The sequence below is a fragment of the Paenibacillus sp. DMB5 genome (genome assembly GCF_001517085.1).
In the GTDB taxonomy this organism is placed as follows: domain Bacteria; phylum Bacillota; class Bacilli; order Paenibacillales; family Paenibacillaceae; genus Paenibacillus_AQ.
Map to the genome: position 1 here is coordinate 87,223 of NZ_LRAC01000138.1, position 12,330 is coordinate 99,552.

The following is a 12,330-nucleotide window of genomic DNA, read 5'->3' on the forward strand; positions in this document are numbered from 1 at the left end:
ATTACGCAGATCCGTTTTGTTGTAATACAGGGGTTATTTCAGGACGATCTTGTTTTTGCCCGTCTTCTTGGCTTCGTACAGGGCGTCGTCTGCCTGCTGAAAGGTGTAGCTTTTCGTATCGGAGACCGAAAACTCATGCATGCCGATGCTGACGGTTACAGATCCGCCGTTCATTTCTTCAATCGGCATGCCGGCTATACCTGTCAGAATCCGCTCCATGATCTCCTGTGCTTCCTTCAGCTGCTTGGCGGTCAGAATGACTACGAATTCCTCTCCTCCATACCGGGCGGCGAAATCATCGGTGCCGATATTCTTCAGCACTACAGCGGCTACCTGCTTGAGCACAATATCGCCCACCCAGTGCCCGTACTGGTCATTCACTTTTTTGAAATTGTCGATATCCAGGACAGCCAGCTGCATCGGGAAAGGGTTATTCTGCTGATGATCGATCAGCCAGCCGAGATATTCGTGAAACGTCTTGTGATTATACAAATCGGTCAGCGGATCAATCTTGGACAGCCGGTCCATGATGATATTCTGAATGCGCAAATCCTGCTCCGCCTTCAGAGAATCCTGAAGGGACCGCATAAGATCCCGCCCGCGGCCGATCACTCCGAATCCGGCCAGTGCGGTGCCGGCAAAAATCAGCGCAATCATAATATGCTGAATCCGCAGCGTATATTCGTAGACCGGTGTATTCATGAACAGCATGACGGTGTAGAGCAGACAGATCAGTGATGATGCCTTCATATAGCTGCTTTTGAGATAGATCATGGATACAAGTAGCGGAAGAAGCATGATAAGCGGCTTGACCTCGTACTCGGTACTGAGATTGGTGATAATCAGGATAGCGTAGATATGACTTGCGACAACAATCGAGAATTCCGAGAATACCGGCCTCCACCTGTAGATGGCCTCCAGAGTGAGGATCAGAACAAGGATAACGGAGTCTGGTATCAAAACATGGGTCACGAAATATTGTCTGTCTGTGAATTCAGGTCTATGGCCCCACATGGATAGTGAGATGAACAGCTGACTAGCCAAATATACGAGGAGAACCATCCAGAAAGTATTGAGGAGTACCCGGTTCCAGTAGCTTTGGCGAGGAGTTGGCGGTGGGATGTGCATAAACATTTCCTCATTTCCAGTGGCAATATAACTATATATTCGACAAATATCCCTTCGATCCTTCCATCTACTGTAAACAATATAATGTTCGTGTTTTGGCGTTAATTTTGTTTATTTTATTTACAATAAGCTATATATATAATTAAAACACGAATTATTACAGAGATAAACTATTGACACATTCGCCTGTTTTCTGTAAAATTCCTATTGGCTCATATAATAAGTGAAGCTGTTCGTATATCCCCGGAGATAAGGTTTGGGGGTTTCTACAGGGAACCGTAAATTCCTGGCTACGAATAGGGTGCATTTTGCATACCTGTGAAGAGCCGGGATTTTTTGTGTGTTGCGCTATAAAATCGCAGAAACGGCGGCTGAGAACGCAGCGTTTCTTCCTGGGAGGAACAAGAGAACAGATGAGTAAATATGATGTGATTGTTGTAGGCGCCGGCCCGGCCGGAATATTTGCCTGTTATGAACTGACCCGTAAGGCCCCTGACCTGAAGATATTGCTTGTAGATAAAGGCCATGACATTTACCGCCGCAGCTGCCCGATCCTGGAGGAAAAAATCAAGCTCTGTCCGCCTGCTGCAGGCCGCAAGGAGTTCGCAGGCTGTCTGCCTGCCTGCTCTATTACTGCCGGATTCGGGGGAGCGGGAGCTTATAGCGATGGGAAATTTAATATTACGACTGAATTCGGCGGTTGGATGACCGACTATCTGGCACCGTCCAAGGTGCTGGAGCTGATCGAATATGTGGATGCGATCAATCTGGAGCATGGCGCAACCCCGGCCATTACCGATCCGACAACGGACAGCATCCGCAGCATCGAGCAGCGCGGCTACGCCGCCGGACTCAAGCTTCTGCGGGCGCAGGTGCGGCATCTGGGTACTGAACAGAACCTGGAGATTCTTAAATCCATATATGAATACCTGAAGACCCGGATTGATATGCAGTTCAAGACCGAGGTGCAGGACATTATAACCATTAAGGAAAACGGCAGCCACCGGATTACGGGCATTGAACTCAAGAACGGGGATATCCATGAAGCGGATCAAGTCATGATTGCTCCGGGCCGTGACGGTTCTGCCTGGCTGACTGATGTGCTGAAGAAGCGCCGGCTCAAAATGTACAACAATCAGGTCGACGTCGGTGTCAGAGTTGAAACCTCCGATGTAGTAATGCGCGAGATCAATGAACATCTGTATGAAGGCAAATTTATATTTAATACCTCAGTGGGTACCCGTGTCCGGACATTCTGCAGCAATCCGTCCGGCCATGTAGTCGTAGAAAATCACAGCGGGGTAATGGCGGCTAACGGACACTCCTATAAAGACCCGGCGCTTGGCTCGAAGAATACGAATTTCGCCCTGCTGGTGTCCCATACCTTTACAGAGCCGTTTGATAAGCCGAATGAATATGCCCGGGAAATCTGCAAGCGGGCTAACGATTTGTCGAATGGCGGTGTCATTGTCCAGAAATACGGGGATATCCTGCGCGGACGCCGCTCTACAGAGACCCGGATCAAGGAAGGGTTCCTGGAGCCGACACTGAAGGAGGCAGTTCCTGGCGATCTTGGCCTCGTACTGCCATACATCACCATGAAGAGTCTGATTGAAATGGTCGAGGCACTGGAAAAGGTAACTCCGGGCATTGCCTCTGAGCATACGCTGTTTTACGGCGTGGAGGCAAAATTCTATTCGGCGCGTCCGAAACTGACAGAGCAGCTGGAAACGAAATTTCCGGACTGTACTGCGGCGGAGACGGTGCAGGCATTACCCGCGGATTGGCCCAGGCCGGTGCTGCCGGGGTGTGGATTGCCCGCGGCATGCTGGAACGGGTAGCGGCACACGTATAGTATAGACTGACTGCTGGCGGGCTGTCCTATCGCAGAGTTTTTGCGTAAGGGCAGCGTTTTTGGAAGAATTTTGTGATGAAAGTACTTCCTTTATTTAACTACACTGATATAATGTTAGAATACATAACATGATAGAGTGGAGTGGAAGCGGAAAATGCGGGTTCACCGGAGTAAATATGTTCTGGTTGTGCTGCTGTTACTGGCAGTTGGTCTATACGGGTTGTGGATTGAAATCAATTGGCTGCATAAGCTGGTATACCTGGTGCTGATGGCAGCGCTTGGCGGACTCGCGTGGCATACATACCGCAGTGGAATTTATAGAGACAGGCTGCTTGAAGAGGCGCGGGAGCAGATCGAGGGGCTTGGTAATGAGATAGTTGTTACCTCGGACAAGCTGCACGGGGCGCTGGAAGAAATCAGCCGGCATACTGAGGGCCTGCAGCAGACAGCTGATTATTCCCATGCCTATGAGGTGGATCTGCAGATACGCAGTAATGAGGCCAAAGCCAATATTGAGGGTGCTTTTGCGACGATGGGCGGTGTAGCTGAAATGACTGCCCACATCAAAGCCCTCACGGAGCGGCTGGGAACTGGCATGCAGGATGCGCGCCGGCGGACAGCGGAAATGGTCAGCTCGCTAGAGAATACGGATGAAGTTATGGCTGAGCTGCAGGAGAGAAGCGGGGATATGCTGGATAAATTCACCGCCCTAAGCGGCCATATTGCTATAGTAGAGGAGATTAACTCCCTGATTGTCGGGATTGTAAATGAGACCTCTTTGCTGGCGCTCAATGCTTCAATTGAAGCGGCGAGGGCCGGAGAACAGGGCCGGGGGTTTGCTGTGGTGGCCGCCCGGATCAGACAGCTGGCGGATCAGAGCAGAAGCTCGGTGGAGCGCTCGTCAGAGGTGCTCCAGGACATCAATAACAGCGTCCGGCAGGTGCTGGAGTCTGTGGTTAAAGAGCAAAAGGCGGTCTCCCAAGGTGTACATGAGGTAGCTACGGTGAAGCTCCGGCTGTCCGATGTGTCGGCAAGAATTGAAGAGGTCGGGACTGCCGTGACGGATACGGTTGATGCGGCTTCCAGGCAGGGCAGCCTGATTGGAGCGGCGACAGGCGAGCTGAGCGGTGCGGTCGGCATCGTGAATGAAACCATCGCCGGGGTAGACCTGACGCTGGAGCAGGTGACAAGGCAGCGGTCGCAGATCAGCCAGCTTAACGAGATCAGCGCCAGCCTGCTCAGCGAGTCGCAGGCTCTGCAGCAGTCGGTGACCCGGATTGCCGGCAGCGGAGCTGCCGGGACAGAACAGTACACAGCCCGGCTGCAGGAAATGCAAAGCGTGCTGCAGGAGCTTGCCGCCAGGCAGGAGCTGTACATGCCGGATACGGCAAGCCACGGCAGCGTGCTTACGGCCTGCATGCAACGGGTGCCGGAGGTACAGGCCATCTGGTCGAACCGGACGGACGGGACGTTTATTTTCTCCGAGCCGGCGGCCGGACTGATGAATGCGAAGCGCAGGGAATGGTGGAGCGGAGCGATGAACGAAGGCGAATATGTCTCCTCGCCGTACGTATCGGCTATTACCAAGCGCTCCTGCATCACCTTGTCGCGGGCGATCAAGAACAGCCGGGGAGAGACGGTCGGTGTGGTGGGAATCGACCTGGCGGTATAGAAGGAATCGGGGCACAGTTATGTGGCCGGTCGTAATGTCAGCAGTGCGCGCATGGACGGACATAACCGGAGAATAGCCATACAAGAAGCAGCAGCCGGCCCCACTGGAGGGCCGGCTGCTGCTTGTTCATGATTGAGCATGAGGCTATGAATCGAGCGGCTAATCTCCGGAAGGAGGAACAATCTGCAGCTGAGGCCAAACCGCCGGCCAGTTCTTTTTGGCAACCCTTTGCCTGTAGACGCTTTGAAGCTTAGGGGTTGCTGTGAAATGGGGAGACGGCCGGACGACCAGATGAATGACATCCTGTATGCCATGAGGCGCAGATAGAATCAGATCCTTCTCTGCACTGAGAGCCAGTCCAAGCGCAGTAGCCGTTTCCGGAAAATGGGCCATTCCGTCCGTTGAGGAGGTATAAGGTGCCAAACCGTTAACCGTATGCATCCTGGCCTGATTCTTGACGGACCAGGGAGTGGCACCGTCTATATCCCGCAGCCGGGCTTCCCAGATCTTTTCAGTCTCCTCGCGCAGATCAGCCGGATCATAATAGATTACATCCACATCGGCAAGCGGAGTTCTGCTGCTGAAGCCGTGCTGAATATCCCACACTTTGGAGCGTACAAATCCGGCGCAGACCCAGCAGTCCGGCAGTCCAAGAGTGCGTACAGCAGCCAGTACCTCCATCATCCAGCGGTCTTCTTTTACAGCCTGCAGCAGCTCCTGCTCGTTCGTAATACGCAAACCAAACACACCTCCGTAATCTTGTTCAGCCAGTCAAAGAGCGGTTCGGGCTCCCGGCAGTAATCCTTTTATTATAAGGGTTAATAGGTCAGGAGGATATGCCGGATAACTGCGGCGTCAGATTGCTAAGAGGGAGGGCACACTCTATAATGTACCTTTAGATTGACCATGGGAGGCGTAATTGTGCATTATAACCTGACGATTCTGCTGCAATTGTTCGAGCGGGCGGCGCTGCTGCTGATGTGCCTGTTCGTGCTGACCCGGCTGCCTCGGTTTAAGGAGATTTTTATAAAAGGGGCTTACGCTCCGCAGGAACTGGCTATGGTAACTGTAGTGTTCAGCCTGTTTGCCATTTTGGGGACGTATACGGGGATTAATGTGGAAGGGTCGCTTGTGAACGTGCGGATCATTGCCATCGTTGCCGGCGGGATTCTGTTCGGACCCTGGGTAGGCATGATTACCGGCCTGATATCCGGGGTGCACCGGTTTCTGATTGATATCGGCGGTGTGACTTCGGTGCCCTGCCTGATTACAAGTATTACAGCTGGTGTTGTGTCCGGTGTGATCTACCGACGAACTTCGCCTGACAAACGCTGGATCGCCGGCATTCTGGCCGGCATGATCTGTGAAGCGCTGACGATGGTGCTGATCCTGGTGATGGCGAACCCGGCTTCGCTTGGTGCGGACATTGTGTCAAAGATTGCTTTTCCGATGATTGCCGGTCAGATTTGTGTCGGGTTCATTGTTATGCTGGTGCAGAGTGTGGAAGGGGAGAAGGAACGGATCGCCGCGAAGCAGTCCAAGCTGGCGCTGGATATTGCGAACAAGACGCTTCCGTATTTCCGCAATATCAACCCCCAGTCGCTACGGACCATATGTGAAATTATCAAAGACGATATCGGGGCTGATGCCGTCGCCATTACCGATACCGGCCACATCCGCGCTTATGTCGGCGTTGGTGAGGAATACTATACCGATACGGATGAAATTATCAGCGAAGAGACGAAGAAAACGATCAGCAGCGGGGAAATCACCATCCGTGATGATGATACGGAATACATGAACCGGGCGATCCGCTCGCTGATCATCATTCCGCTTAAGGAGAAGGGTGAAGTGACCGGGGCACTGAAAATTTATTACACCAAAGCCCACAAAATCACCTATTCCCTGCAGGCCATGGCCGTCGGTCTTTCGCAGATCATCTCAACGCTGATGGAGGTATCGCGGGTCGAAGGGATCAAGGAGATGGCCAACAAGGCGGAGCTGAAGGCGCTGCAGACCAGCATTAACCCCCACTTTCTGTTCAATGCGCTGAATGCGATTGCTTCGTCAATCCGCATTGATCCCGATAAGGCGCGGGAGCTTATTGTCAATCTGTCCGGCTATATGCGCTACAATCTCGAGCTGACCGATGAATTCATTGATATCCGGCGTGAGCTGCAGCAGGTTCAGCAGTATGTGGAGATCGAGAAGGCGCGTTTTGGCAGCCGGCTGGCAGTGGAGTACGATATCGACGAGGTCGAGGTGCGGATTCCGAGCCTGATCATCCAGCCGCTGGTGGAAAATGCGATCGTACACGGTATTCTGAAAGCGCGGGGCCAAGGTACAGTAACGATTTCGGTAAAAGACCTGGGTAAGGCGGTGCGGGTCGGCATTGCCGATACCGGTGCCGGGATCAGTGAGGAGACGATTGAGCGGGTCTACAGCGGCAATATGCCGGATAACAAAATCGGGCTATACAATGTACACCAGCGGGTGAAGCTGATTTACGGACAGGGTCTTACCATCCAGAGGCTGGATAAAGGGACGGACATCTATTTTGACGTCAAAAAGGAGCAGCGATGAAAGCGATAATTGTAGAGGATGAGGTGCTGGCCAGGCAGGAGCTGGCTTTTCTGATAGGAGCGCACAGCAGCATGAGGATCGCCGCCGAATTTGAGGACGGGCTGGATGCGCTGAAGTATCTGCAGACTGAAGAGGTTGATGTCATTTTCCTCGATATTAACATTCCCTCGATTGACGGCGTGCTGCTGGCCCAGAATATCAGCCGGTTCTCTGTTAAGCCCTATATTGTGTTCATCACCGCGTACAAGGAGCATGCGGCCGAGGCGTTTGAGATCGAGGCTTTTGACTACATACTGAAGCCCTACAGCGAAACACGGATCAAGGCGATGCTGCACAAGCTGGAGGGGGCGTTTGCGGCGCGCGGACGTCAAGGTGAAGAAGAACGTACGAAGCTCAGCGATAAAGTGAACTTGTGGAAAAATGAAAAGATCATCGTCGTCGATGCCGACGAGATCTATTATGCTTCGGCGCAGGAGAAAACGACGAGCGTTATCACCAAGGGTGAGGAGTACAGTATGGCTCTAAGCATCAGTGAGTTTCACAGCCGGCTGGCGCAGGACCGCTTTTTCCGCTGTCACCGCTCCTATCTTGTGAACCTGTCCAAGATTAAGGAAATCATTCCCTGGTTCAACAATACTTATCTGCTGCGGCTGCGTGATCTGGATGCTGAAGTGCCTGTAAGCCGCGGCAAGGTGAAGGAATTCAGGCAGATCATGCGCCTCTAGCGGCAGTTCATTCCCCATTACTGTCATCTCATTCCGGATTTCTCTCAAGAAAGCGTTATTTCGCTACAATGAGGAGGCAAAGAAGACCTCAAGCGACTTCAGAGAGAAAGAAGGAATCATCCATGACAACGGCTATGCCAGGCAATAAAAAATGGCTTATCGTTCTAGGTACAGTAATCATGCAAATGGGACTGGGTACGATTTATACATGGAGCCTGTTCAATGCACAGCTTGTCAGCAAGTTTGGCTGGGAGCTCAGCTCTGTTTCCATAACGTTTTCCATTACCAGCTTTGCCCTGGCCTTTGCGACGCTGTTCGCAGGGAAGCTGCAGGACCGGTTCGGCCTCCGCAGACTGACAGCTGCCGCCGGGATTATGCTGGGGCTTGGCCTGATCCTGAGCTCGCAGGCCAGCTCTCTCCCGATGTTTTATCTGCTGGCTGGTGTGGTCGTTGGTTATGCGGACGGTACAGCTTATATTACCTCGCTGTCCAATCTGATCAAATGGTTCCCCAAAAATAAAGGGCTGATCTCCGGGGTGTCCGTCGGGGCTTACGGTACTGGCAGCCTGATCTTCAAATATATCAACGGCAATCTGATTGAGTCCCAGGGCGTATCCGGTGCTTTTCTGTACTGGGGCATCATCGTGATGATCATGATCGTCATCGGTTCGATGCTGGTGAGGGAAGCTCCGGTTCCGGCTCCTGCTGAGGCAAAAGCTGTCTCCGGCAGGGCGGCGGCTGCAGGCGGTGCAGGAATACCGGCCAAAGACTATACGGTAAAAGAAATGCTGCGCACGAAGGAAGCTTATCTGCTGTTCGTCATCTTTTTCACGGCCTGCATGAGCGGCCTTTATCTGATCGGTATCGTGAAGGACATCGGCGTGACACTGGCTGGTCTGGATGTGGCGGCTGCAGCTAATGCGGTAGCGATGATTGCCATCTTCAACACAGCGGGACGCCTGATTCTCGGCGCACTGTCAGACCGGATGAGCCGGCTGAAGCTGCTGAGTATCACCCTGGCTGTAACAGCCGCAGCGATGTTTACCCTCAGCTACGCTGCCTTAAACTACGGTCTGTTCTTCGTCTGTGTAGCTGCCATTGCGTTCTGCTTCGGAGGCAATATTACCGTGTTCCCGGCAATCGTCAGCGACTTCTTCGGACTGAAGAACCACAGCAAGAACTACGGTGTTATCTATCAGGGCTTTGGAATCGGCGCACTGTCCGGCTCGTTCATTGCAGCGCTGCTCGGCGGATTCAAGCCTACCTTTATTATTATCGGTCTGCTGTGCATCCTGGCCTGCCTCATTGCGGTCTCCCTGAAAGCACCGGGACAAAGACGGGCAAGAGAAAAGGGAATGAGCCTGAAGCCTTCGCGGCATACGGCTTAACCATATATAGCAGCATGTCGGCTTAAGAAAGATACAGACAAAGAGGAGGCTGCCTATAAAGCAGCCCGGAAGAGAGATATTTGCCTCCGTTTATGCGGCGGCGGGTATCTCTTTTTGGCATGTTCGCACTGCGGGGGAGGACTGGGGAGCAGGCGGTCGAAATGCTATAACAGGGCCAGACAAGCGGATCAGGGTGAAAAGGATGATAAGTTCAATTTACATAGCTGAAAATAATTTGCCGGAAACAGGCACTTTTTGGACGGGTCAATTGTTATAGAGATATACATGGAAAGGAGGTGCTGGCGACGTCACAGGAGCATTTGCATGATAAGGAGCAGGTGGAGGCTGTAGTAGCGCAGGTCCAGCAGGGCAACCGGGAGATCTATGCCTGGATCGTCGGACAGTTTCAGCAGCCGCTGTACCGTTATTGCTGCCGTATGCTGGCTAACCGGCAGGATGCGGAGGATGCCTTGCAGGATATTCTGGTCAAAGCCTACCAGTCTATCGGAAGGTACAGGCAGGAGGTCAGCTTTTCTGCCTGGCTGTACCGGATTGCAGGCAATCATTGTCTGAATCTGCTGCGCCGGCGGCGGATGCAGGAGCGCATCCTGCGCCTGTTCCGGCCGGAGACGGTGAGCATAGGCGCGGAGCAGCAGATGGAGGCCCGGGTATTCAGCCCGGGTCTGGGAGCGGCACTCGCGTTACTTACACCGGAGGAACGGAATATTCTGGTGCTGCGGGTGTTTGAGGAGCTGACCTTTCAGGAGATGGGGCAGATTCTCGGCAGCAGTCCCAATGCGCTGCACAAGCGGATGGAACGGATCAAGCGGAAGGTCAGGAATACCATGAAGACAGAGGAGGAGATCTCTTGGAACGAGCCGGAATCCATAGCGGGCACCAAGATATAAAAGGAGCTGCAGTCCATGAGGAGCTGCTGCCGGGCATTAATGTGACAGATCAGGTCATGACGCGTATACGGGAAATGGAGCCGGTACGGAAACGCGGCGGAATCCGGTTTGCCGGCAAAACAGCTGCGACCTCAGGGATGCTTGTTGTAACGCTGCTGATTGCAGCATCAGCCTATGCAGCCACAGAGTATATTCAGATCCGCAACAAGGCGGGAGAGGTTAAGGTGCAGCATATTTTAAAAACAGAAGAAGAACAGTTGCAGGGGGTATCCCCTTACCATAGTTATGCACCGAAGCTGATGAATTTTGCTAAACCGGGTGAGCAGGTTGTGTATTTTGTTAGAGGAGAGCCAATTAATGCTGGAGGAAGCATGCTGCAGTTTACACATAAGCAGCAGCGGATCACCGAATATGCTGCATTCCTTGATCAGATGAAGGCTAAGAGCTCACCTTTCATTTTTCCGGAGACAGCCGGAGGGTATAATTTTAAATACGGTGAAGTACAGCCCCTATATCCAACCAAGGATGTAATAGATAACGACCCGGTCTATCAGCAGGCATTAAGCGAGTTGATCGGGGAAGCCAAAAAGGATAAGACGCGTAATCTATTTATGAAGGTAATGCCCTGGACTGAAACCGGATCGCTTAATGCACAATATATGAAAGGCGGAGCTTTCATCAATCTTTGGGCGTTTATGATGAACGGCGGTAACATGACGGTTCCACAGAAGCCTGCAGATAAGGCGGAGAAAATCAAGGTAGAGGGCAGGGAGGTCATCTACAATTATGTTGATTACGGACCGAACTCATTTTTTTACCTGACTTGGTACAATGAGCCGAAGGATGCCTATATCCAGCTGAATTCCTGGGGCGACCGGGTAATGACCAAGGAACAGCTGCTGAAGCTGGCCGGGGAGCTTATTAAGGGCGGTTTGTAGAGGGAGAGTTGAAAGGCTCGTAGAGCTGTAAAATAAATGTGTGGTATGGATAACCTGGTTCCGCTTGTAGCGGGCCGGGTTATTTGAATGCAGCGCCGTGTGTCTGTACAACAAAGGTACAGGAGGTGGGGCAGGTGCGGTTGATGAAAGGGTAGGTTTGAGAGGACTCTAGTGGATTGATTGCGGGTGGGATGGGGCGGTTTAAAGGGAAAAAGTCCATTAAGTCGGCTGTTGGCGGGTGGAATGAGGACAAGTAGAAAGGGAGGCAGGAACATTGGATGTTCCTGCCTCCCTTTTAGTTTATAACTGCCGGTCTGATTAGAGAACGTTCAGTTATGATGAACTAACACAGTTAGCCAGCCGTTGGTCTGGAGTCCAGCGGTAGTCCGGCATCCCGCGCTGAAGCTGTTGTTATTGCCGGCAGCTTACCCCTCCAGCAGCAGCGCTTCCGGATCTTCAAGCAGCTCCTTGACCTTGACGAGGAAGCTTACCGCCTCCGAGCCGTCTACGATCCGGTGATCGTAGGACAGGGCGATGTACATCATCGGCCGGTTGACGGTGGTTTCTTCGTCCAAAGCGATCGGACGGAGCTGGATCTTATGCATGCCGAGAATACCGACCTGCGGGGTATTCAGGATTGGCGTGGAGAGCAGGGAGCCGAACACGCCGCCGTTCGTAATTGTAAAGGTTCCGCCCTGCAGCTCAGGCAGGCTGAGCGTGTTGGCGCGGGCCTTGGAGGCCAGCTCAAGAATCTGGCGCTCAATTTCCGGGAAGCTGAGCCGTCCGCATCGCGGACCACAGGGACGACCAGACCTTCCTTGGCGGAAACGGCGATGCCGATGTCATAGTATTTTTTGATCAGCAGCTCTTCGCCGTCTATCTCTGCATTCAGCAGGGGATAGGCCTTGAGCGCACCGATCACGGCTTTGGTGAAGAAGGACATGAAGCCGAGTCCGACATCATGCTTCTCTTTGAATGCATCCTTCCGCCGCTTGCGGATGTCGAGAATTGCCGTCATGTCCACCTCGTTGAAGGTGGTCAGCATGGCCGCCGTCTGCTGCGCTTCGACCAGGCGGCTGGCAATCGTCAGCCGCGGCGCGACATGCGCTTGCGCTCGACGGCCTTGCCGTCCT

8 protein-coding genes, 2 pseudogenes and 1 riboswitch are annotated in these 12,330 nt (G+C 52.9%); of the genes and pseudogenes, 7 read left to right on the top strand and 3 right to left on the bottom strand.

The annotated features are described in order from the left end of the window. Positions 1-33: 33 nt before the first annotated feature. Positions 34-1,128, bottom strand: a complete 1,095-nt coding sequence (locus AWJ19_RS22185) for a GGDEF domain-containing protein (RefSeq protein ID WP_198536618.1) — start codon at positions 1,126-1,128, stop codon at positions 34-36. 213 nt (positions 1,129-1,341) lie between these two features. Continuing rightward, positions 1,342-1,441, top strand: a riboswitch (purine riboswitch). A 100-nt stretch (positions 1,442-1,541) separates the two neighbouring features. Between AWJ19_RS22185 and AWJ19_RS22190 the strand changes: the two are divergent. Both AWJ19_RS22190 and AWJ19_RS22195 read left to right on the top strand, forming a co-directional pair. Continuing rightward, a pseudogene (locus AWJ19_RS22190) lies at positions 1,542-2,983 on the top strand (NAD(P)/FAD-dependent oxidoreductase). A 154-nt stretch (positions 2,984-3,137) separates the two neighbouring features. Beyond that, entirely contained in the window at positions 3,138-4,655 is a 1,518-nt protein-coding gene (locus AWJ19_RS22195) for a methyl-accepting chemotaxis protein (RefSeq protein ID WP_068727118.1), read from the top strand. A 159-nt stretch (positions 4,656-4,814) separates the two neighbouring features. Here the strand turns inward: AWJ19_RS22195 and AWJ19_RS22200 are convergent, their stop codons facing one another. Continuing rightward, entirely contained in the window at positions 4,815-5,393 is a 579-nt protein-coding gene (locus tag AWJ19_RS22200) for a nucleotidyltransferase family protein (protein ID WP_068727120.1), read from the bottom strand. A 183-nt stretch (positions 5,394-5,576) separates the two neighbouring features. On the opposite strand from AWJ19_RS22200, the gene AWJ19_RS22205 reads away from it, so the two are divergent. The 5 genes from AWJ19_RS22205 (at position 5,577) to AWJ19_RS22225 (ending at position 11,197) form a co-directional block, all read left to right on the top strand. Then, a complete protein-coding gene (locus tag AWJ19_RS22205; RefSeq protein ID WP_277815832.1) occupies positions 5,577-7,238 on the top strand; it encodes a sensor histidine kinase in 1,662 nt (553 codons plus the stop codon). Beyond that, positions 7,235-7,963 carry a LytTR family DNA-binding domain-containing protein gene (locus AWJ19_RS22210; RefSeq protein WP_068727122.1) on the top strand — a complete coding sequence of 243 codons (729 nt, stop codon included), beginning with the start codon at positions 7,235-7,237 and terminating at the stop codon, positions 7,961-7,963. Before AWJ19_RS22205 ends, AWJ19_RS22210 begins: the two co-directional genes overlap by 4 nt. 122 nt (positions 7,964-8,085) lie before the next feature. Continuing rightward, entirely contained in the window at positions 8,086-9,351 is a 1,266-nt protein-coding gene (locus AWJ19_RS22215; RefSeq protein WP_128083668.1) for an OFA family MFS transporter, read from the top strand. A 296-nt stretch (positions 9,352-9,647) separates the two neighbouring features. Continuing rightward, positions 9,648-10,259 (top strand): sigma-70 family RNA polymerase sigma factor, encoded by a 612-nt coding sequence (locus tag AWJ19_RS22220; RefSeq protein ID WP_068727123.1) that lies wholly within the window; start codon positions 9,648-9,650, stop codon positions 10,257-10,259. Next, a complete protein-coding gene (locus AWJ19_RS22225) occupies positions 10,220-11,197 on the top strand; it encodes a hypothetical protein (RefSeq protein WP_068727125.1) in 978 nt (325 codons plus the stop codon). The genes AWJ19_RS22220 and AWJ19_RS22225 overlap by 40 nt, the downstream gene beginning before the upstream one ends. A gap of 425 nt (positions 11,198-11,622) precedes the next feature. Here the strand turns inward: AWJ19_RS22225 and sucB are convergent. Continuing rightward, a pseudogene (sucB, locus tag AWJ19_RS22230) lies at positions 11,623-12,330 on the bottom strand (dihydrolipoyllysine-residue succinyltransferase); the annotation flags it as partial.